Origin of the sequence: Rhodoferax sp. U2-2l, assembly GCF_020594515.1 — a bacterium.
Lineage (GTDB): Bacteria > Pseudomonadota > Gammaproteobacteria > Burkholderiales > Burkholderiaceae_C > Rhodoferax.
In genome coordinates this window covers 1-21,694 of record NZ_JAJCTH010000015.1, presented here as the reverse complement: position 1 = coordinate 21,694, position 21,694 = coordinate 1, and the positions used below count along the sequence as shown (strand labels likewise).

Annotated in this window: 19 protein-coding genes; 9 read left to right on the top strand and 10 right to left on the bottom strand. The window is 63.9% G+C overall.

Annotated features, from left to right (window positions below; all coding sequences use genetic code 11):
* Positions 1-8 precede the first annotated feature (8 nt).
* Genes amrS through amrB form a run of 3 tightly spaced genes read right to left on the bottom strand, consistent with a single transcriptional unit; the run spans position 9 to position 2,546 of the window.
* Entirely contained in the window at positions 9-1,091 is a 1,083-nt protein-coding gene (amrS, locus tag LHU53_RS13855; RefSeq protein WP_227333255.1) for an AmmeMemoRadiSam system radical SAM enzyme, read from the bottom strand.
* Positions 1,091-1,735 carry an AmmeMemoRadiSam system protein A gene (gene amrA / locus LHU53_RS13850; RefSeq protein ID WP_227333254.1) on the bottom strand — a complete coding sequence of 215 codons (645 nt, stop codon included), beginning with the start codon at positions 1,733-1,735 and terminating at the stop codon, positions 1,091-1,093. The genes amrS and amrA overlap by 1 nt, the downstream gene beginning before the upstream one ends.
* Positions 1,725-2,546: an AmmeMemoRadiSam system protein B gene (gene amrB / locus LHU53_RS13845; protein ID WP_227333253.1), complete on the bottom strand. Its 822-nt coding sequence runs from the start codon at positions 2,544-2,546 to the stop codon at positions 1,725-1,727. Before amrB ends, amrA begins: the two co-directional genes overlap by 11 nt.
* 486 nt (positions 2,547-3,032) lie before the next feature.
* Here amrB and LHU53_RS13840 point away from each other — a divergent pair, with 486 nt between their 5' ends.
* From LHU53_RS13840 to LHU53_RS13830, 3 genes are all read left to right on the top strand, one after another.
* Positions 3,033-4,373, top strand: coding sequence for an AmpG family muropeptide MFS transporter (locus LHU53_RS13840; protein ID WP_227333252.1), 1,341 nt, complete (start codon positions 3,033-3,035; stop codon positions 4,371-4,373).
* Between the two features lie 143 nt (positions 4,374-4,516).
* The gene (locus LHU53_RS13835) at positions 4,517-5,224 is read left to right on the top strand and encodes a response regulator (protein ID WP_227333251.1); all 708 of its coding nucleotides are present in this window, start codon (positions 4,517-4,519) and stop codon (positions 5,222-5,224) included.
* Entirely contained in the window at positions 5,224-6,588 is a 1,365-nt protein-coding gene (locus tag LHU53_RS13830; RefSeq protein WP_227333250.1) for a cell wall metabolism sensor histidine kinase WalK, read from the top strand. The genes LHU53_RS13835 and LHU53_RS13830 overlap by 1 nt, the downstream gene beginning before the upstream one ends.
* A 249-nt stretch (positions 6,589-6,837) precedes the next feature.
* Here the strand turns inward: LHU53_RS13830 and waaF are convergent, their stop codons facing one another.
* Genes waaF through LHU53_RS13815 form a run of 3 tightly spaced genes read right to left on the bottom strand, consistent with a single transcriptional unit; the run spans position 6,838 to position 9,064 of the window.
* Positions 6,838-7,899 carry a lipopolysaccharide heptosyltransferase II gene (gene waaF / locus LHU53_RS13825; RefSeq protein WP_227333249.1) on the bottom strand — a complete coding sequence of 354 codons (1,062 nt, stop codon included), beginning with the start codon at positions 7,897-7,899 and terminating at the stop codon, positions 6,838-6,840.
* Positions 7,899-8,102, bottom strand: a complete 204-nt coding sequence (locus LHU53_RS13820; protein ID WP_227333248.1) for a zinc-finger domain-containing protein — start codon at positions 8,100-8,102, stop codon at positions 7,899-7,901. Before LHU53_RS13820 ends, waaF begins: the two co-directional genes overlap by 1 nt.
* Positions 8,103-8,125: 23 nt before the next feature.
* Entirely contained in the window at positions 8,126-9,064 is a 939-nt protein-coding gene (locus LHU53_RS13815) for a branched-chain amino acid transaminase (protein WP_227333247.1), read from the bottom strand.
* A gap of 191 nt (positions 9,065-9,255) precedes the next feature.
* Here LHU53_RS13815 and LHU53_RS13810 point away from each other — a divergent pair, with 191 nt between their 5' ends.
* Both LHU53_RS13810 and LHU53_RS13805 read left to right on the top strand, forming a co-directional pair.
* Entirely contained in the window at positions 9,256-9,885 is a 630-nt protein-coding gene (locus tag LHU53_RS13810) for a glycine zipper 2TM domain-containing protein (protein ID WP_227333246.1), read from the top strand.
* Between the two features lie 63 nt (positions 9,886-9,948).
* Positions 9,949-10,503 (top strand): OmpH family outer membrane protein, encoded by a 555-nt coding sequence (locus tag LHU53_RS13805; protein WP_227333245.1) that lies wholly within the window; start codon positions 9,949-9,951, stop codon positions 10,501-10,503.
* Here the strand turns inward: LHU53_RS13805 and radA are convergent.
* Positions 10,500-11,879, bottom strand: a complete 1,380-nt coding sequence (gene radA / locus LHU53_RS13800; protein ID WP_227333373.1) for a DNA repair protein RadA — start codon at positions 11,877-11,879, stop codon at positions 10,500-10,502. The genes LHU53_RS13805 and radA overlap by 4 nt on opposite strands.
* Before the next feature lie 159 nt (positions 11,880-12,038).
* Here radA and LHU53_RS13795 point away from each other — a divergent pair, with 159 nt between their 5' ends.
* Positions 12,039-14,729, top strand: a complete 2,691-nt coding sequence (locus LHU53_RS13795) for a cation-translocating P-type ATPase (RefSeq protein ID WP_227333244.1) — start codon at positions 12,039-12,041, stop codon at positions 14,727-14,729.
* Here LHU53_RS13795 and LHU53_RS13790 read toward each other — a convergent pair.
* Positions 14,698-15,909, bottom strand: coding sequence for an HD-GYP domain-containing protein (locus LHU53_RS13790; RefSeq protein ID WP_227333243.1), 1,212 nt, complete (start codon positions 15,907-15,909; stop codon positions 14,698-14,700). The genes LHU53_RS13795 and LHU53_RS13790 overlap by 32 nt on opposite strands.
* The gene (alr, locus tag LHU53_RS13785; protein ID WP_227333242.1) at positions 15,909-17,036 is read right to left on the bottom strand and encodes an alanine racemase; all 1,128 of its coding nucleotides are present in this window, start codon (positions 17,034-17,036) and stop codon (positions 15,909-15,911) included. The genes LHU53_RS13790 and alr overlap by 1 nt, the downstream gene beginning before the upstream one ends.
* Before the next feature lie 129 nt (positions 17,037-17,165).
* On the opposite strand from alr, the gene lplT reads away from it, so the two are divergent.
* Together lplT and LHU53_RS13775 are read left to right on the top strand one after the other, a co-directional pair.
* Entirely contained in the window at positions 17,166-18,449 is a 1,284-nt protein-coding gene (gene lplT / locus LHU53_RS13780) for a lysophospholipid transporter LplT (RefSeq protein ID WP_227333241.1), read from the top strand.
* Between the two features lie 135 nt (positions 18,450-18,584).
* Complete coding sequence (locus LHU53_RS13775) at positions 18,585-19,073, top strand: glutathione peroxidase (protein WP_227333240.1); 489 nt, start codon at positions 18,585-18,587, stop codon at positions 19,071-19,073.
* A 70-nt stretch (positions 19,074-19,143) separates the two neighbouring features.
* Here LHU53_RS13775 and LHU53_RS13770 read toward each other — a convergent pair whose 3' ends face one another.
* Positions 19,144-20,202: a 3-deoxy-7-phosphoheptulonate synthase gene (locus LHU53_RS13770; protein WP_227333239.1), complete on the bottom strand. Its 1,059-nt coding sequence runs from the start codon at positions 20,200-20,202 to the stop codon at positions 19,144-19,146.
* Between the two features lie 230 nt (positions 20,203-20,432).
* On the opposite strand from LHU53_RS13770, the gene LHU53_RS13765 reads away from it, so the two are divergent.
* Positions 20,433-21,260, top strand: a complete 828-nt coding sequence (locus LHU53_RS13765; RefSeq protein WP_227333238.1) for a PRC-barrel domain-containing protein — start codon at positions 20,433-20,435, stop codon at positions 21,258-21,260.
* Positions 21,261-21,694: the final 434 nt, after the last annotated feature.

Below are 21,694 nucleotides of genomic sequence, written 5' to 3'. Positions count from 1 at the left end.
GTGCGTCTTCAGCGCCCGATCACCATCGGGATGCGTTGTCGGCCGAAATTGCCAGCGCGCGTGTCAAACCGACCGGCCAGCGCCGCGCCGCAGTCCGGGCAGCAGCCGGTGGCGGTGAGCCGGTAACGGTTGATCTGGTACCAGTCCCGCACGATCAGCGGCGCCTGGCAGGCCGGGCAAAAGGTGGTGTCACCCTCGATGTGGTGCACATTGCCGGTGTAGACGTGATGCAGGCCGGTTTTCAGGGCGATGTGGCGGGCGCGTACCAGCGTGGCGGGTGGCGTGGCGGGCACATCGGGCATTTTGTGGTCCGGGTGGAAGGCCGAAAAATGCAGAGGCACCTCCGGCCCCAGTTTTTCCATCACCCAGTTCGAGAGCGCCGTCAGTTCTTCGTCCGAGTCGTTGTGGCCAGGGATCAACAGCGTGGTGATTTCAAACCAGACATCGGTTTCATGCTTCAAATAGATGAGCGTTTCGAGCACCGGCTGCAGGTGCGAGCCGGTCAGGTGAAAGTAAAAGTCGTCGGTGAACGCTTTCAGGTCCACATTGGCGGCGTCCATCTCGGCGAAGAAGTCGCGCCGCGGCTGGTCGTGTATGTAGCCTGCGGTCACTGCCACGGTTTGCACCCCTACGGCATGGCAGGCATCGGCCACGTCCATGGCGTATTCGGCAAAGATCACCGGGTCGTTGTAGGTGAAGGCGACACTCTTGCAGCCATATTTGCGCGCCTCGGCAGCAATCACCTCAGGCGAGGCCTGGTCCATCAGCCGGTCCATGTCGCGTGATTTGCTGATGTCCCAGTTCTGGCAAAACTTGCAGGCCAGGTTGCAGCCTGCCGTGCCAAATGAGAGCACGCTGGAGCCGGGGTAGAAGTGGTTCAGCGGTTTTTTCTCGATCGGGTCGATGCAAAAGCCCGATGAGCGCCCGTAGGTGGTCAGGACCATCTGGTCACCCTCGCGCATCCGCACAAAACAGGCGCCGCGCTGGCCGGTTTGCAATTTGCAGTCACGCGGGCACAGGTCGCACTGCAGGCGGCCATCGGGCAGGGCGTGCCAGTAGCGCGCCAGGTAGGGCTCAGTGGCGGTGGACATCAGTTTCTCCCGGTGGGTGGTTGTTCATGCCAGGGCTGCACGGTGTAACGCTGCAGGCGCACATCAGCGTCCCAGAAGTTGGCCGACAACCCGGCCTTGCGTTTCAAGCGCGCCATGAAGTCGCGCGCGTCTGGCAGCTGCGCCCACACCTGGGGCAAAAACGTGCTGCGGTGAGGGCCAAATTCGAACACCAGACCATCGACACCGGGGCGCAGTTGCGCCAGCGCATCGGTTTCGCTCGCAAAGTGCATGGCTTGCATCGCCGACAGCACCGAGACCTCGATGTCGGTGTGGTCCAGTTCGGCCAGGCTCAACGGGGCAAAACGGCTGTCGTGCAGCGCGGCGGCCACGGCGTTGGCTTGCACATCGGCCAGCAGGCTGCGCCGTGCCTGCAACGAGCCAATGCAGCCGCGCAATTGCCCGGCTTGGGTCAGCGTGACAAAACAGGCACCCGGCGCCTGCAAGCCAGGCGTGTCGTCGGCGGCGTCCATCCGGCGACCCAGCGCGGTGGCGATGCTGGCCCGGGCCAGGCGCAACAGGCTGGTGCCCAGCGCATCGGGCGCATCGGGCGTGTCGGGCGTGTCGGGCGTGTCGGGCGTGTCGGGCGCGGCGGGTGTGTGGTGGGGCGTGGCGTCAGTGGACATGATGGGCCTCTTCAAATGCGAGGGCCGTGTAGCCGACCACGCGGCCTTTGTCGCCCGCGGTGTCGCCTGAATTGCACAGCCCCAGCAGCTGCGGCTGCAGAGCGTGCTGACGCGCAGCCAGCAGCAAGCCGTTGATCGGTGTGCCGCCACAGGCTTGCTGGTGCGTGAGTGGGCCGCGCAGGCTGAGGATCGCTTGCACGGTCTGGCGGTCCAGTTGCTGGGCGGTGGGGTAGGGCAAAAAGTGCGACAGGTCCGAGCTGATGACCAGCAGCGTCTCTGGCCCGCCCCACAGCAGGTTCAGCACCTCGGCCACCTCGTCAGGGCTGGCATCACCCACCACCAGCGGCACCAGGGTGAAGTCGTCCAGCACGGTTTGCAGAAACGGCAATTGCACTTCCAGCGAATGTTCCTGGGCGTGCACGGCGCGACTCACCACCACTTGCGGCAGCCGCGCCAGTTGGGCCACGGCCGCCTGATCCACTGCCACCTGACCCAGCGGTGTGGCCAGATAGTCGTCACCCGGCAGCGCCAGGCCACGCACGGGCACCCGGTGGGCAGGCCCGAGCAAGACCACGCGGTGGAGGGTGTGGCGGGCCGGTGCCAGGCGGCCATAGGCCAGAGCAGCCGTGCTGCCTGAGTAGATGTAACCGGCGTGCGGCACGATGATGGCTTTGGGCACACCCTCAGCCGCCGTGCCCGCGGCAACCTGGGTGGCAGCTTTGGCCAGAAAGTCCTGCACATCTTTCGCCAGCACTAGCCCTTGCGCGGGGTAAAAAGCGCCCGCAACCGCGGGTGGACGGACAGAGTTCATAAAAACCTCCGTGTGGCGATATCTCTGGCACATCAGGCTGATGGGGCGAATATCAAGTGGCAAGCCACCAGACTATCAGCGTGACCTTGCTTACGCAATACGTGCTGCACATGGCTGCCTGGACGGGGTGCGTTTCAACGTCTTGGGTCGGCGTTGCGCTGGTTCACCAGTGATGTGGAGACGCGAGCGGTATCAATTCACAACAAGCGGGTGACACGCTGCAGCCATGCGCAGCAGGGCGACTGGGTGATGCGCGTGCGGTTATGAGATGAAATCACGCGCGGGGCTGAGGCTTGCGTACGCAACGGCCTGCGGGCGCGCGCCTTTCATCCCAAAGCCCGGTCGCATCACCCAATCACCCTGCCTCAACGCTGTTGGAGATGGCTGAAGGCCAGAACACGCCTATGGATGTTTTACCTGCCTTCGCCGCAGCTGGCGACCACCGCCGATCGTGGGGTGGTGCGTTGGCGCCGCTATCATGCCGCGATGACTTTGAACGACTCAAGCGCCCCGCCCAAGCCGCCGGGCTGGCTGGCCACCCTGAAGGTGTATCTGGAACCGGCTTCGGTGCGGATGCTGTTGCTGGGTTTTTCCGCCGGGCTGCCTTTGCTGCTGGTGCTGGGCACGCTGAGTTTCTGGCTACGCGAGGCGGGCATTGACCGCACCACCATCGGGTACCTGAGCTGGGTCGGGCTGGCCTATGCCTTCAAATGGGTCTGGGCGCCGTTGGTGGACCGGCTGCCGATTCCTGTGTTGACGCGCTGGCTGGGGCGCCGACGCAGCTGGCTGTTGTTGTCGCAGCTGGCGATTCTGGTCGGGCTGGTGGCGATGAGTTTCAACGACCCGCAGGTGGCGCTGGCGCCGGTGGTGTGGGGCGCGCTGGCGGTGGCGTTTGGCTCGGCGACGCAAGACATTGCGCTGGACGCGTTTCGCATCGAGTCGGCCGACGTGAACCGGCAGGCCGCGCTGGCCGCGTCGTACCAGACCGGTTACCGGCTGGCGATGATCTGGGCCGGTGCCGGTGTGTTGTGGGTGGCGGCGCGGGCGCAAACTGAGGGTGTGATCGGTTACGAGCACGGCGCCTGGCACACCGCTTATCTGGTGATGGCCGCCAGCATGTTGCTGGGCGTGCTGACGGTACTGCTGTCACCCGAGCCGCTGCGCCGCCCGCTGCCGCCCAGCAAAAATCTCACCGAGTGGTTGCACGGCGCTCTGGTGGCGCCGTTTGCCGATTTCCTGAAGCGCTTTGGCTGGCAGGCGGCGCTGATCCTGGCGCTGATTGCCACCTACCGCATCAGCGACGTGGTGATGGGCATCATGGCGAATCCGTTTTACGTGGACATGGGTTACACCAAGGACGAGGTGGCGGCGGTGACCAAGGTGTTTGGCGTGATCATGACGCTGGTGGGCGCCTTTGTGGGCGGTGTGCTGGCGATGCGCTTTGGCGTGATGCGGGTGCTGATGCTGGGCGCGGTGCTGAGTGCCGCCAGCAACCTGCTGTTTGCTTACCTGAGCACCCGCGGCCATGACCTGACCGGGCTGGTGTGGGTGATCTCAGCCGACAACCTGGCCAGCGGCATTGCCTCGGCGGCGTTCATTGCTTACCTCTCTGGCCTGACCAATGTGGCGTATTCGGCCACGCAATATGCGCTTTTCAGCTCGATGATGCTGCTGCTGCCCAAGTTCCTGGCGGGTTATTCGGGCAGCTACGTGGACAGCTTTGGTTACCAGAACTTCTTTACCGCCACTGCCTTGCTGGGCGTGCCGGTGCTGTTGCTGGTGTGGCTGACTTCAAGGCTGAAAATAGCCGCTGACCCACGGCCATGAAGCTGAACGCTGTGTGACTGTGATGGCAGCAAAAGCACGCCGCAGGATGACAGCAGGCATGGCACGTCAAAGAGGAGCCTGCTTTTTACCTAACTTTACGCAGACGACAAGCCCCCTTGGTGTCTGCCCCCTAGACTGAACCCATGAACCAGCACCTGTTGATGATCGAAGACGACGCCCGCCTGGCCCACATGGTGTGTGAATACCTGGGCCAGTCCGGCTACACCGTGGCCCACGCAGGCGACGCCACCAGCGGCTTGCAGGCGCTGCATGACAAACCGCCGCACCTGGTCATCCTGGACCTGATGTTGCCGGACATGGACGGCCTGGAGGTGTGCCGCCGCATCCGGGCACTGCCGGGTGCGCTGGCCAGCACGCCAGTGCTGATGCTCACCGCCAAAGGCGACCCGATGGACCGCATCATCGGCCTGGAAATGGGCGCTGACGATTACCTGCCCAAACCCTTCGAGCCGCGTGAACTGCTGGCGCGCATCCGCGCCGTGTTGCGCCGCCGTGTGGACGGCGCCCAACCTGTGGCCAGCAATCAGCTGCATTTTGGTTCGCTGGAGATTGACCGTGACGCGCGGCTGGTGAGCGTGGCCGGTCAGCCGTGTGAGCTGACCTCGTACCAGTTTGACCTGCTGGTGGCGCTGGCCGAGCGCGCGGGCCGGGTGCTCACGCGTGACCAGATCATGGAAGCCGTGCGCGGGCGCGAGCTGGATGCGTTTGACCGCTCCATCGACGTGCACATGGGCCGCATCCGTGCCGCCATCGAGGTGGATGCCAAAGCGCCCAAACGCATCCTGACCGTGCGCGGTGTTGGCTACGTCTTTGCCCGGCAGCAGGACTGATGTTCAACAAACTTTACGTCCGCATCTGGCTGGCGGTGGTCATGGCGGTGGCCGTGCTCATTCTGCTGGTGGGCTGGATCTGGCGCATGACCGCCGACCCGCCACCGCGCGAGGTGGTGGTGAGCAACGCGACCGGGCAGATCATTGGCCGCGGGCGACCACACCACATGCTGGACGAGCATGCCATGCGCGAGTGGCGGGAGCAGCGCCATGCCGCCCGTGAGGCGCGTCGCCAGGCCGCGCAACTGGGCCAGATGGCACCGGCTGACGTGCCAGAGGGCGACGAACCTGATGCCGGGCCTGGTGTCACCAGCCCGCAGGCGGCCGCCTCCACGGCGGCTGAAGCAGACCTGCGGCCAGGCTCGGAATTTGTCGTGCGTATGCAAGACGGCCAGACCGTCCGTGTGCGCCTGACGCGCCCGCCGCCGTCCTTCTGGAGCCGCCCGCCCTTTGGCTTTGCCTGGATGCTGGTGTGGGTGGGCCTGGCCGTGGCGCTGGCCACCTACCCGATCGTGCGCACCCTCACGCGCCGCCTGGAGTGTCTGCAAAACGGCGTGCAGCAATGGGGCGAGGGCGATTTGTCGGCCCGTGTTCCCGAAACCGGCTCGGACGAGGTGGCGTTTCTGGCCAAGCGGTTCAACCACGCCGCCGAGCGGGTGGAAACGCTGGTCAAGTCGCATGAGGCGCTGCTGGCCTCGCAAAAGTCCTTGCTGGCCAATGCCTCGCATGAGTTGCGCTCGCCGTTGACACGTATCCGCATGGGCCTGGAGCTGATGGGGCCGAACGTGTCGCCCGCCTTTCGCGATGAAATTGCCCGCAACATCACCGAGCTGGACCAGCTGATTGAAGAGATTTTGCTGGCCAGCCGACTCGATGCGCGCGAAAGCGACATGGGCACGGTGGAGTCGGTTGACCTGGTGGGGCTGGCCGTGGAGGAATGCGCCCGGGTCGACGCCGAGCTGGTGTTGCCAGACCACGACGCCGCCGGCAGCGCCCAGGTGTCGCATGAGTTGCCGGTGCAAGGGGTGGCCAAACTGTTGCGCCGCGCGGTGCGCAACCTGCTGGAAAACGCCCGCCGCCACGCCAAAGGGGAGGTCAGCCTGCGCCTGCGCCAGACCGCGGCGGGTGTGGAAATCAGGGTCTGTGACCGCGGCCCCGGTGTGCCGCCTGAGCTGATGGAGCGTATTTTTGAGCCGTTTTACCGGCTGCCCGGCGCCACCGAGCGTGATGGGGGCGTTGGTTTGGGGCTGGCGCTGGTGAAATCCATCGCCCAGCGCCATGGCGGGCGGGCTTTTTGCGAGAACCGGCCCGACGGTGGCGCCTGTTTTGTTGTCGAGTTGCCCCTGCAGCAGGCCAAGCACTGAGGTTTGTTTCAAAAAAATTGAAAAATTCTTTGAAAACCCCCTCAATATCCCCCATTTGGGGGATACCCAAACGCTCAGAGGCCCGTTACAGTTCTCCTCGCTGCTGTCACAGTCATGAAGCAAAACTCTCTGAGAAGGTATTCAAAAGTACTTTTGGATTTTGCAAGGTTTCCAACGACGTTCCCTTCGGGGAACTTTTACAAGCCACCTTCGGGTGGCTTTTTTTTAATCCATATCAGCCCTCAGTGCTCATCGAACCGCGGTGCGTGGCTCTAACAACGGCAACACCTGACTGGCCGCGATGTCGTTGAGGCAACGGGTGTGGCCCAGCGGGCAGACGCGCTCAAAGCACGGCGCGCAATCCAGCGGGGGAAGATAGGCGGGGTCGTTTTTCAGCCACAACACATGGGCGGCATCGTTGAGCGGCGGTGTGTGCAGCGGGCTGCTGGAGCCAAAAATGGCCACCTGTGGCACGCCAAAACCGGCCGCCACATGCATCAGCCCCGAGTCGTTGCTGACCATGTTCTTGGCCGCGCTGATCACACACAGCGCCTGGGTCAGGGTGGTTTTGCCGGCCAGATTGATGATGGTGGGGCTGCCGCCTGGCAAGGTGCTGGTGCCATCTTGAACAATCTCGGCGCAGAGGTCGGCTTCTTTGCCTGAACCCAGTAACACCACCGGCACGGTCAACTGGCGGGCCAGGTCGGCAAAGTGGCGGGTGGGCCAGCGCTTGGCGGGGCCAAATTCTGCGCCCGGGGCCATCACCACATAGCCGCCGCGCTGCAAGCCCAGCACCCGCAAGGTGGCGTCTGCGCTGGCGGTGTCCAGCTGCAAGCGCGGCCGGTCTGCGGCGACATCGGTATCGCCACTGAGTGCCGAGTAAAAGGCCACCATCGGCGGGCGCTGGCGCTTGGCCGGGTTTTTCAGGCGGTGGGTCAGCACACCCACGCGGGCTTCGCCCAGGTAACCCACCCGCTCCGGTATCCCCGCAAGAAAAGGCAGCAGGGCACTTTTGAGGGAGTTGGGGCAGATGTAGGCCACGTCAAACTGGCCATCGAGCTGCCGGGCCACGGCGCGGCGCTCTCGCCATTGCAGGCCGCCATGGGCAAAAGGGAATTCGATGACGTCGGCGACCTGCGGCATGGCCCGGTACACCGGCGCCACCCAGGGCAGCGCACCCACCGTGAGCCGCTCGCCGCGCGTCTGCAGGCGGCGCAGCAGCGGCTCGGTCATGACGGCGTCGCCGATCCACTGCGGCGCAATGACCAGCGCACGTTTGGCTGTGCGCGCTGGCGCGTGGCCCTCAGCCATCAGTGGCCTTGAACGTGTTCGCCGGCTTTGAGTTGGTACACCGTGCCGCAGTACGGGCACCTGGCCTGGCCGGTACGGGCCACATCCAGATACACCTTGGGGTGGGTGTTCCAGAGGGTCATGTTGGCCAGTGGACTCGGGCAATACACCCCGCCGGCGTGGTTCAAGTCCTTGGCCAGCAGTTCAACGGTTGCTTTTGTCATGGTGTGTTCAACTTTGCGAAGTTTCAGACCAGGGTCAGCCAGTGGGCGTATTTTGGGTTGCGGCCGTTGACGATGTCAAAAAACGCGCTCTGGATTTTCTCGGTGATCGGGCCACGGCTGCCGCAGCCGATTTCCAGCCGGTCCACCTCGCGGATCGGGGTCACTTCGGCGGCGGTGCCGGTAAAGAAAGCTTCGTCGCTGATGTAGACCTCGTCGCGGGTGATGCGTTTTTGCACCAGCTCCAGGCCCAGGTCCTTGCAGATGTGCAGCACGGTGTTGCGGGTGATGCCGTTGAGTGCACCAGCGGACAGATCCGGCGTGTAGACCACGCCGTCTTTCACCACAAACAGGTTTTCGCCGGCGCCTTCCGAGACAAAACCGCTGGCGTCCAGCAGCATGGCTTCGTCGTAGCCGTCGTCGGTGGCTTCCATGTTGGCCAAAATGGAATTGGTGTAGTTGCTGACCGCTTTGGCCTGCGTCATGGTGATGTTGACGTGGTGGCGGGTGTAGCTGGAAATTTTCACGCGGATGCCACGGCGCATGCCTTCTTCACCCAGGTAGGCGCCCCAGGGCCAGGCGGCGACCATCAGGTGGATGGTGTTGCCCTTGGGTGAGACACCGAGTTTTTTGTCACCAATCCAGGTCAGCGGGCGCAGGTAGCCGGAGTCGAGCTTGTTCTCGCGGATCACGGCTTTCTGGGCCTCGTTGACCTCTTCCTTGGTGAAAGGGATCTTCATGCGCAGGATTTTGGCGCTGTTGAACAGGCGGTCGGTGTGCTCTTCCAGGCGGAAGATCGCCGGGCCGTTGACGGTGTTGTAAGCGCGCACGCCCTCAAACGCACCGCAGCCGTAGTGCAGGGTGTGGGTCAGCACGTGGATCTTGGCGTCGCGCCAGTCCACCATCTGGCCGTCCATCCAGATTTTGCCGTCGCGGTCAGCCATGGAAGGGGGTAGGGGGCTCATCGGTTGTTCCTCAAAGTGTTTAGCGGGCGCTGTGTAACAAAGTCGTTCATTTTAGAGGTCTGGTCCGGGCGAAACCAGAGTCACGCCTAGGGCTAACCCCCGGTTACAGGTCGTTCACCGAAACTTGACGGCATGCGGGTATCCTTGCCGCTTGATGGATGGCGCGGTCGCTGTCGGTTCTGGAGGTCTTTATGGCAAACAAGTCACAGTTCGTTATCAAGCGGGCGGCCCTGGCCGCTGGTCTGCTCTGTTTTTTGTCGGTTAGCCCGGCGCTGGCGCAAACCAGCTGGACCAGCAACCCACAGGCCAAAGCCAGCGCAGAAGAAGCCAAAGTGCGTTTTGAGGCGGACAAGAAGTTGTGCGCTGACGAAGCCTCGCCCGAGGCGCGTATCCAATGCCGCCGTGATGCGCAAGCCATCTACGACAAATCACTGGCCGCCTTGCGCACCCAGCCGGGCACCTACAGCACCCAGCCCACGGCCAAAGACTGCGCCGACTGCGGCCGGGTGACGGCCATCAACCTGGTGGACAAAGAAGGTGAGGCCAATGCGGTGGGGCTGATTGCCGGTGGCGTGGCCGGTGCCGTGCTGGGGCGTCAGGTGGGCGGCGGTTTTGGCAAAGACCTGGCCACCATTGCCGGTGCCGCGGGCGGCGCCTATGCCGGCAAAAAGATCCAGGAAAACATGAACACCACCCAGGTCTGGCAGGTGAGCGTGACCTACAGCCACGGCGGCAGCGCCACGTTTGACTTCGCGCAGGACCCCGGCTTCAAGGTCGGTGACCCGGTCAAAAAATCAGGCAACACGGTGGTTCGCCAATAAGGCCATTCGGCACACGGCGCATTCCGTCGCACAATCTCTTCTTTCACTTCATCACACCCCACCATGACCCAACAACACACGTCTTTTTTCGGCAACCACGGTGCGCTCCAGCGCTTTGGCGCGGGCCTGTTCCTCAGTTTTCTGTGCGCTTTTGGCATGAGCGCTGCGCAAGCGGCAGATTTTTCTGCCGGTCGCGTCGGGTTTGTCAACCTGGAGCGGGTGTTGAAAGAATCGGCCCCCGCCAAGGCCAGCCAGGTCAAGCTGGAGAAAGAGTTTTCTGCGCGGCAAAAAGACGGTGCTGCACAAGACACCGCGTTCAAGTCAGCCGTGACCAAGTTCCAGACCGATGCCCCCGTGCTGGCCGAGGCCAAACGCCTGGAGCAGCAAAAAAAATTGATGGAGCAAGAGCGTGACCTGCAGCGCACCCAGCGCAGCTTTCAGGAAGACCTGAACAAACGCAAGAACGAAGAGCTGCAAAAGCTGCTGGTCAGCGTCAACAAAGCGGTGAAAGACATTGCCGCCGCTGAAAAGCTGGACTTTGTGCTGCAGTCCGCGATTTTTGTTGACCCCAAAAACGACTTGACCGACCGTGTGCTGAAGATGCTGGACGGCAATTAAGCCAGACTGCGCACAATCTCCATGGCCTGCTCGACACGCTCCACGGCGTGAATCGTCAGGCCTTCAAAGTCTTTGGATTGGAGGTTTTTGGGCACATTGGCCTTGGGCACCACGGCCACACTGAAGCCCAGTTTGGCGGCTTCTTTCAGGCGCTCCTGCCCGCGTGGCGCCGGGCGCACCTCACCGGCCAGCCCCACTTCGCCAAACGCGAAGAAGCCTTTGGGCAGTGGTTTGCCTCTGAGTGATGACGTGATCGCCAGCAGCACCGCCAGGTCCGCGGCGGGCTCCGAGATCCGGACACCGCCTACCGCGTTGACAAACACGTCCTGATCCATACACGCCACCCCGGCGTGGCGGTGCAGCACCGCCAGCAGCATGGCGAGGCGATCCTTGTCCAGACCGACGCTCAAGCGCCGCGGGCTGGGGCCACCACTGTCTACCAGCGCCTGAATCTCCACCAGCATGGGTCGCGTGCCTTCCAGCGTGACCATCACACAGCTGCCGGGCACCGGCTCGGCGTGCTGGCTCAGAAAGATGGCACTCGGGTTGCTGACGCCTTTCAGGCCTTTTTCGGTCATGGCAAACACGCCGATCTCGTTGACCGCGCCAAAACGGTTCTTGATGGCGCGCACCAGTCTGAAGCTGCTGTGGGTGTCGCCCTCGAAATACAACACCGTGTCGACCATGTGCTCCAGCACGCGCGGCCCGGCCAGCGCGCCTTCTTTGGTGACGTGGCCCACCAGCACGATGCACACGCCCGAGGCTTTGGCGGCGCGGGTCAGGTGGGCGGCACATTCGCGCACCTGCGCCACCGAGCCAGGTGCCGAGGTGAGCTGGTCGGAATAGACGGTCTGGATCGAGTCGATCACGGCAATGTCGGGCTGGGTGGCGTCCAGCGTGGCCAGAATTTTCTCGAGCTGAATCTCGGCCAGCACCCGCACCTGCGAGTGGTCCAGCCCCAGCCGACGCGAGCGCAACGCCACCTGGGCGCCGCTTTCTTCGCCGGTGACATACAGCGTGCTTTGGCCGCTGCGCTGCAGCGAATCGAGCGCCTGCAACAGCAGGGTCGATTTGCCGATGCCGGGGTCGCCGCCGATCAGCACCACACCGCCTTCGACCATGCCGCCACCCAGCACGCGGTCCAGCTCGTCGTGGCCGGTGGGGGTGCGGGCCATGTCCACCGCGTCGATGTCGCCCAAAATGGCCACCTCAGCCGTCTTGGCCAGCGAGGCAAAGCGGTTTTTGGTGGGCGCGGTGCTCTCGGGTGCGGATTCGATCAGGGTGTTCCAGGCGTTGCAGCTGGGGCATTTGCCCTGCCATTTGGGGCTGACGCCGCCACACTCCGAGCACACATACACAGTTTTTTCTTTGGCCATGGCCACAATGTTACTGTATGAATTCACAGACATGACGCCTGATACGGGGCGGCAGGTCCAGCCCGGCAGGATGCGGCGGGTGTGTCTGGACTTTTGATCAGGCAACGGCGATGATGAACCGCGCTGTCAACCACTTACCGACAAAAACGGAACGCCAACATGGCCCACAACCATCTGTCTGATGCAAAGGCTGCCGCCAGGGCGCTGCCGCAGCTGGGCCTGAGTGCCGAGCAGGCGGCGCAGCGCTTGCGCGACGAGGGCCCCAATGTGTTGTCTTCGGCGCAGCAGCGCGGCTGGCTGGCGATGGTGCGGGAGACCTTGTCTGACCCGATGTTTGCGCTGCTGCTCGGCGCAGGCGTTCTCTACCTGGTGCTGGGTGATCTGCAGGAGGGGCTGGTGCTGTTTGGCCTGGTGCTGGTGGTGCTGGCGCTCACGCTGTACCAGGAGGGCAAAACCGAACACGCGCTGGCGGCCCTGCGTGACCTGACCAGCCCGCGTGCGCTGGTGTGGCGCGATGGCGCCGCGGTGCGCCTGGCCGGCAGCGATGTGGTGGTTGGCGATGTGCTGGTGCTGGCTGAGGGCGACCGTATTGCGGCGGATGCGCTGCTGATGGAGGGCGCCGATGTGCAAGTGGATGAGTCACTGCTGACCGGCGAGGCCATCCCGGTGGACAAGTCGGCCACGGATGCGGCGGGCGTTGGGGACGGCGCCCATGTTGATGGCACGGCGGCGGCCAATGCCCAGCTGTTTGCCGGCACGCTGCTGGTGCGTGGGCACGGTTTGGCCCGCGTCACGGCCACCGGGGCGCGCAGTGAGATCGGGCGCATTGGCGCTGCGTTGGCCGGTCTCACCCCGGAGGCTTCGCCGCTGCGGTTGCAGACGGCACAACTGGTCAAAGGGCTGGCCGTCATGGCAGCTGTGGCTAGCCTGATGCTGGTGCTGACCTATGGCTGGCTCAAGGGCGATTGGCTGGGGGCCTTGCTGGCCGGGATTGCCCTGGCGATGGCGCTGTTGCCGCAGGAGTTCAGTGTGGTGCTGACCGTGATTCCCGCGCTGGGCGCCTGGCGTCTGTCCAAACACAAGGTGCTGACGCGTCGCATCGCCGCCATCGAAACCCTGGGCGCGACCAGCGTGTTGTGCGTCGACAAAACGGGCACCTTGACCGAAAACCGCATGACTGTGGCGCAGTTGTACGCCGAGCCGGGCGGCACCCAACCAGAGGCAGCGGGGGTGCCGGGCGAGTGCCTGCTGATCGACTACGCCACCACCCCTGAGTTACCCGAGGCCTTTCACACCTTGGTGGAGTATTCGATTCTGGCCAGCGTGCGTGATCCGTTTGACCCCATGGAAAAAGCGTTTCACCGCCTGGGCCAGCACTTTTTGAAAGACACCGAGCACTTGCACCGCGACTGGACGCTGATGCAGCAGTACGGCTTGACGCCCGAATTGCGTGCCATGTCCCACGTCTGGAAAGCGGTGGATGGCCAGGCGCATGTGGTGGCGGCCAAAGGCGCGCCCGAGGCGATTGTGGATTTGTGCCACATGGACGCTGCTGCCCAGGCGCGGGTGGCCAGCGCCGTGGAGGCGATGGCGGTGCGCGGTTTGCGGGTGCTGGGGGTGGCGCGTTCGCGTTTTGAGGGCATGGACTGGCCCGCCATTGAACATGATTTCGAGTTTGAATTTGTCGGCCTGCTCGGCCTGGCCGACCCGCTGCGCGCCGACATCCCGGCCGCGGTCGCGCAGGCGCGCACGGCGGGCATCCGTGTGGTGATGATCACCGGCGACTACCCGGCCACCGCGCAGGCGATCGCGCATCAGGCGGGGTTGTACCTGCCGACACCGCCCGACCACCCGCCGCCACAGGGCCTTGCCACGTCTACGGCTGACCAGGCGCAACCGCCGCCGGATGATTGGTTGCTGACCGGCGATGGCATGAACCAGCTCGATGACGCCGCGCTGCGGCAGCGTCTGGCCACGGTCAGCGTCTGCGCCCGCATCGCACCCACGCAAAAGCTGCGCATCGTGCAAGCCCTCCAAGCCCGCGGCGAGGTGGTGGCCATGACCGGTGACGGCGTCAACGACGCGCCGGCCCTGAAAGCGGCCCATGTCGGGGTGGCCATGGGGGAGCGTGGCACCGATGTGGCGCGCGAGGCGGCGTCCATCGTGCTGCTGGACGACAACTTTGCCGGGTTGGTGCAGGCGGTGCGGCTGGGGCGCCGCATTTTTGACAACCTGCGCAAGTCCATGTCGTACATCCTGGCGGTGCACGTGCCGATTGCCGGCATGGCGCTGCTGCCGGTGCTGCTGGGCTGGCCGACCATGCTGTACCCGCTGCACATCGCGTTTCTGGAACTGGTGATTGACCCGGCGTGCTCCATGGTGTTTGAGAACGAACCCGCCGAGCCTGACCTGATGCAGCGCCCGCCGCGTGATGTGACCACGCCGCTGTTTGGCGGCCTGACGCTGCTGTGGGCGCTGCTGCAGGGCCTGGGCGCACTGGCGGTGGTGCTGGCGGCCACCTGGTGGGGCATGGCCAACCTGGGTGAAGGTGCGGCCCGGGCCTTTTCGTTTGCCACCATCGTGGCCAGCAACCTGGCGCTGATTCTGGCTAACCGGTCGCGCAGCGGTTCGCTGTGGCACAGCCTGCGGGTGCCCAACCGCACTTTGTGGTGGGTGTGTGGCGCGGCGCTTGCATTGATGCTGCTGGCGCTGTATGTGCCCTGGCTGGCTGGGCTGTTCAAGTTTGCGCCGCTGCCGCTGGCCTGGTTGGCTGCGGCGATGGGCGTGGGTGGGCTGGTGGTGCTGGGGTTCGGCTGGCTCAAACCCCGTGGAGTTGGCGCAGGCGTTTGATCTTGTCACCGTTCACCTTGACCTGCACGGTATGCGCGGGCACGGGCGCTTTCACTGCCAGCGCGCTGGTGCGGGTGTCGCGGTAGCTGTACATGCTCACGGGCATGCCGCTGGCGTTGATGATGCAGGCCACATGCGGGGTGTTGGCCTTGGGGCCGCGGGCGATCACCACGGCGATTTCGCCGTTGGCCAGCTGCACATAGCTGCCCGGTGGAAAAAAGCCCATCGCCGCAGCCATCGCGTGGCGCAGTTCGGTGGTGGCCTTCGAGCTTTGCATCACCAGGCTCTTGGTGGCGGCCATCGGCAGCAGGGCATGCCGTATTTGGCGCGGCGCCATTTTGGCGATCAAGGTATCGGCCAGGTTCAGCAGGCGCACCAGCGTCAGAGGCACCTCGTCACCCTGGAACAGATCGGGCGTGTGGTGCCTGCGCACGATGTCCACCAAGGTGTTGTCCTGCAGCCCGAAGCCTTGCAGGATGGCCACGCTCAGCGCGGCGTGGTCGTCAATGTTGTGCTGCTGCAGAGGTGTCGGGACGGATTTTTGTCGCGCCAGGTTGTCCTGCAGGCGTGCCATGCCAATGTTCATCACCAGGGCGGCGCGCATCAGCGTGCTGCGTGCGCCGGGTTTGAGCGCCAGTTTGTCGGCGCTGAGCACACTCACCAGGCCCGCCAGCAGCGCGTGGGTGGCGCAGTAGCCCAGGCTCAGGTCGGGCAGCGCCTGAAACAGGGTGAACAGGCCGTCGTCCGGGTCACTGGCCAGCAGCGCCAGGGCGCGGTCTTCCAGCGCCTGCAGCCGTGGCAGCGGGGTGACGGCGGCCTCGCCCTGGTAGAGCAGGCCGCGCAACACGTCCTGCACGTCCAGCCAGCCGCCGGTGACTTCGTGGTCGGGCAAAAAATCGTCCTCCTGGATCTCGCTGGGCAGCGGCAATTCGCCCAGCGCCGACAGATCGGCACCGTCGTGGTGGAGGCTGCGCATCAGCCGCTCCAGGCTGCGTTGCCAGGCGCGGGCATCGGTTTCGGTCATGCTGGCCTGGTGGCTGGCGAGCATGTCGCGGTGGGCAGGAGACTGCAGGATCTGCGCCCGGCGCAGCAGCAGGCGCCCGTCCGGGCTCCAGAGGTCAATGGGCAGCGGTTTGCCGATCTGTACCCGCTCCAGCGGCACCGGCAGGTAAGGGGGCATCAGTCCTGTACCTGTACCGGCACCCGTGGCGCCAGCGCACACATCAGCTCATAACCCAGCGTGCCCGCCGCCTGGGCAACCTCGTCAATGCCCAGCACGGCGCCGTTGCTGGCGCGGCCCCAGAGCGTGACCTCGCTGCCAAAACCGACGTGGTGGCCCGCCTCGACCAGCGGGGTGAGATCCACCGTGAGCATGTCCATGCTGACGCGCCCCAGGGTGCGGGTGCGCTGTCCGGCCACCAGGATGGGTGTGCCTGTCGGGCAAACCCGCGGGTAACCGTCGGCATAACCGCAGGCCACGATGCCAATCGTCATGGGCTGCTCGGCAACAAATCGGGAGCCGTAACCGACGCTGTCCCCGGATTGCAGGGTTTGGGTGGCGATCAGTTTGGAGGACAGGGTCATGCCCGGCTGCAGGCCCCAATCAGCGATGGTGTGTTCAGGGTAATCCGGCGCGCTGCCGTAGAGCACGATGCCGGGGCGGATCCAGTCCGACACCAGCGCGTCTTGCGCGGCTGTGGCGTCGGCGGCCATGTGGCGCAGGGTGGCGGCGCTGTTGCTCAAACTGCGTTCGCCCGGCAAATCTCTTGTGACCTCGTTGAACACCTGCATCTGGTGGCTGATGCCGCGCGGGCCGTCGGCGTCGCTGAAGTGGGTCATCAGCGAGATTTCATCCACCTGTGGCAACGCGTTCAGGCGTGCCCAGGCCGAGCGGAATCGCTCAGCCGTGAAACCCAGCCGGTTCATGCCCGAGTTCATTTTCAGGAAAACGCGGTGCGGCACATTGGTCTTGTGGGCGGCCAGCATGTCGATCTGCTCGTCGCAATGCACCGCGTGCCACAGGTCCAGCCGCGAGCACAGTTCCAGGTCTCGCGCCTCAAACACACCTTCCAGCAACAAAATCGGGCCGCGCCAGCCCAGATCACGCACACGCTGGGCCTCGTCGAGGTCCAGCAGGGCAAAGCCGTCGGCGCTGCGCAGGCCTTCAAACACGCGCTCAATGCCGTGGCCGTATGCGTTGGCCTTGACCACCGCCCAGGCTTTGGCATCCGGTGCTGCACGGCGTGCACGGGCCAGGTTGTGCTGCACTGCAGCAGGATGAATGGTGGCGAGAATGGGGCGGGGCATGGCGTCTGGCGCGTTGGGGCAATACGAAAGCCTGGATTTTGACACCGCCGTGCCGTGCTATAACCGCCGCCTGTTCGGAGACAACTTACATCGATTGGAGCCTGGTTCACAGGCGCTTCTTTTTTCCTGATGAAACGCGGCTTTTACACCATCATGTCAGCGCAGTTTTTCAGCTCGCTGGCCGATAACGCCTTGTTCGTGGCGGCCGTTCAGCTGCTGAGAACCAATCACTCTCCCCAATGGCAGCAGGCGGCTTTGGTGCCGATGTTTGCGTTGTTTTACGTGATTTTGGCGCCTTTTGTGGGGGCGTTGGCCGATTCGATGCCCAAAGGCCGGGTGATGCTGATCAGCAATTTCATCAAGATCGCGGGCTGTCTGTTCATGCTGTTTGGCACGCATCCGCTGTTGGCTTACGCGGTGGTGGGGCTGGGGGCGGCGGCGTATTCACCGGCCAAATATGGCATCCTGACCGAGCTGCTGCCCGCCTCCCAACTGGTCAAGGCCAATGGCTGGATCGAGGGGCTGACCATCGGTTCGATCATTCTGGGGGTGCTGCTGGGGGGCCAGCTGGTGGCGCCGTTTATTGCCGACAAGATTTTGTCGGTGCAGTTTCCCATTGCCTACCTGGGCATCAACACCCGGGCCGAGGCCGCCATTGCGGTGCTGATTTTTGTCTACCTGCTGGCCGCCTGGTTCAACACCCGCATCCCGCTCACCGACGTGCTGATGCGCCCGTTGCCTAAAAAGATGTTCTCCTTGCTGCCGGATTTCTGGTCCTGCAACACCCGCCTGTGGCGCGACAAGCTGGGCCAGATCTCGCTGGCGGCCACCACCCTGATCTGGGGTGTGGCGGGCAACCTGCGCTTTATCGTGCTGGCTTGGGCGGCCGCTGCGTTGGGTTACGGGGTGACGCAGGCGTCGGCCTTGCAGGGGGTGGTGGCGATTGGCATGGCCGCCGGGGCCGTGGTGGCGTCGATGCGCATGCGCCTGGAAGACGGCCCGCGCGTGATCACGCTGGGCATCGGCATGGGGCTGCTGATCATTTTGCTGATCTTCATCACCAATGTGTGGGTGGCGGCGCCGTTTTTGATCTTGCTGGGTGCCTTGGGCGGCTTTTTGGTGGTGCCGATGAACGCGCTGCTGCAGCACCGGGGCCACAATTTGATGGGCGCCGGGCGCTCGATTGCGGTTCAAAACTTCAACGAACAGGCCTGTATTTTGGTGCTGGGGGCGCTCTACAGCCTGTCCACCGGCCTGGGGCTGCCCACGTTTGGCGCCATCACCATGTTTGGCCTGGTGATTGCCGGGTTCATGTGGCTGATCAAACGCTGGCATGCGCGCAACTGCCGCGAACACAGCGCCGAGGTGGAGCGCTTGCTGGCCATCGCCAGAAACGACAAGGCGCACGGCTGATTTCAAGGTTTATCAGGCGTGATACGTCGTTGCACCGCTTTGCCGTGCTGAAGCACTGTCTGCAGCGGTGCGCCTAGTCTCGCACCTGATAAACCTTGAAATTGTGGGCTTTTTTCAATGTGAGAAAGTCGGGACATGAACACTATTTACGACTTTGAAGCGCTGTCCATCGACGGCAAGCCGGTATCGCTGAAGCAATTTCAGGGCAAAGCGATGCTGATCGTCAACACCGCCAGTGCCTGCGGCTTCACCCCGCAGTTTGCCGGGCTGGAGAAGTTGCACGAAACCTATGGCGCCAAGGGCTTGGTGGTGCTGGGCTTCCCGTGCAACCAGTTTGGCGCGCAGGACGTGGGCACCAACGGCGAAATTGCCCAGTTTTGCCAGCGCAACTACGGTGTGAGCTTCCCGATGATGGCCAAGATCGAGGTCAACGGCAGCGGCGCACACCCGCTGTACCAGTGGCTTGCCAGCGAAGCACCGGGACTGCTGGGCAGCAAAGCCATCAAGTGGAACTTCACCAAGTTTTTGGTCGGCAAGGACGGCGCGGTGCTCAAACGTTACGCCCCCACCGACACGCCTGCCAGCCTGGCCAAAGACATCGAGGCCGCGCTGGCGGCTGGGTGAACCCGGCTGCTGCGGCTGTCATGCCGGACTTGATCCGGCATCCACGGCTTTGTTTGAACCCGGCCCGTCCTTAACGTGAACGGGCGCGCAAGCGCTCAGCCGCTTCGCGCAGGCTGGCCTCTGTGGCTTCCCAGCCCAGGCAGGCGTCGGTGATGGAGACGCCGTAGCGCAGCGCCTTCGGGTCGCCCAGCTTCTGGTTACCCTCGAACAGGTTGGATTCGAGCATCACGCCCTTGATGGCGCGGTTGCCGTCGGTGATCTGCCCCACCACGTCCTTGAGCACCAGGCTTTGCAGGGCGTGGTTTTTGCGCGAGTTGGCGTGGCTGCAGTCGACCACGATGTTGACCGGCAATTTGGCCGCCGCGAGTTCGGTGGCTGCTTGCGCGACCGAGACCGAGTCGTAATTGGGCACACTGCCGCCGCGCAAAATCAGATGGCCAAACGCGTTGCCCCGCGTTTGGGTCAACGCCACCTGGCCAAATTCATTGATGCCCAAAAACGCATGCGGCTGCGCAGCAGACAGCATGGCGTTGATGGCCACATCCAGGTTGCCGTCGGTGCCATTCTTGAAGCCGACCGGGCTGGACAGGCCGCTGGCGAGTTCGCGGTGGGTCTGACTCTCGGTGGTGCGTGCGCCAATGGCGCTCCAGGCGATCAGGTCGCCCAAGTAATGGGGTGTGATCGGGTCCAGCGCCTCGGTGCCACATGGCAGGCCCATGTCGTTCAGGTTCACCAGCAGTTGGCGGGCGATCTGCAGGCCTTCCTCGATGTGAAACGAGTCGTCCATGCGCGGGTCGTTGATCAGCCCTTTCCATCCGACTGTGGTGCGCGGCTTCTCGAAATACACCCGCATCACCACAAACAGCTGGTCTTGCACTTCGTCCGCCAGGGTTTTCAGGCGCTGTGCGTAGTCCATCGCTGCTGGGATGTCGTGGATCGAGCATGGCCCTACCACCACCAGCAGGCGCGGGTCGGTGCCTTGCAGGATGTTGGCCACCGTCTGGCGGGCGCTGCTCACGGTGCGGGTGGCACCCTCGGTGGCGGGCACGGCGTCGTGCAGGGCGGACGGTGGCAGCAGCGTTTGCTGCGACAGCACGTTCAGGTTTTCAAAGGCGTTGGGAAAGGGCATGGTGTTCAGGGAAGAAAGGGCCACCAGCCTGTGGGATACAGGGGCTGGCAACCGGGGTTGAGGTCGATCTGCAGGTGTGTCAGGTCAGGTGGCGGGTGGGTGAACGGCGTGCGTCAAGCGAGCGGTCTTGTCATGAGGCTGCAGCATAACCGCCCGTCCGGGTGCTGTCGTACAGAGTTCCCTCAGGAAAGCGGCCACAGTGGACATTTTTCATCACTGAAAGGCACACCATGTTGCGAAGCATGACCGACCTCAAGGGTTACACCCTGGGCGCGACCGATGGCGACATGGGCCACGTGACCGACTTTCTGTTTGACGACACCCGCTGGACCATCCGCTACCTGGTGGTGGAAACCGGCTCGTGGCTGAAGAGCCGCAAAGTGCTGATCTCACCGTTCTCGCTGGCAGGCGCCGATTGGACGCACAAGCGCCTGCCGGTGCACATCAGCCGTGAAGAGGTCAAGAACAGCCCGGACATCGACACCGACAAACCGGTGTCACGCCAACACGAGGCGCAACACGCCGACTACTACGGCCTGCCCTACGACAGGGGCGGCGGCGGGTTGACCGGTGCCGCTCAGGATGCCCCGGTGCTGACCTCACCGCCCGGCTTCACAGCCGGGGCGCAGACGTCGGCGCGCAGCGATGTGACCGAGGTGATGGACCGCGCCGTGCCCACCCGGCAACGCAACGACGACCCGCACCTGCGCAGCTGCCAGGCGGTGATCGGCTACCACCTGGAGGCCAGCGACGGCGACATCGGCCACGTGCACAGCATGCTGGTGGAGGAGGACAACTGGGCCATCCGGTACCTGGTGCTCAACACCAGCAACTGGTGGCTGGGGCATCAGGTGCTGATGGCGCCGGACTGGGTGAGCGACATCCGCTGGGCTGACTCACGCGTCAGTGTCAACCTGAGCCGCCAGGCCATCCAGACCAGCCCGCGTTTTGATGCGTCAACCCCACTGACCCGTGAACAAGAACAGGCGTTGTACCACCACTACGAACGCCCGACCTACTGGGAGCGCGAACACAAAAACGCGCCGGATCGGTCGTAGGCGGGGTGCCTGCATGGCAGGGTTGTGTGTGGTGTCTGCTGGGGTTTGTGTCAAAACTGACGATAGTCCTTATTTCACAAGGGATCGAAGCTATAACTACTGAAGCTCTCGCGAGGTCGAAGAGGCCTTGCGTGGCCCGGTGCGGTTGAGTACCAGTTGTGGCATTTAGTGCCACAGTCTGGTGAGTGCGCAGGCCGATGCTGCCGGGACTTGGTGCATCACTTTCGCGATGCGGCGGATGGCGGGTTAAGGCTGGTAGCTGTCAGCCAAATTTCCAGACAGCGGTCATCCAAATCATCTGTGTTTGGTATGCGGCTGGGCATCCCATATTGAGTCGATGCAGATGATCAGGCATCGTCCCCACGAAGGAGATCGTGGAGATGATGAATCAAATATCGACAGTAGAGCGACCCCGGCGGCGCGAGTACAGCGCC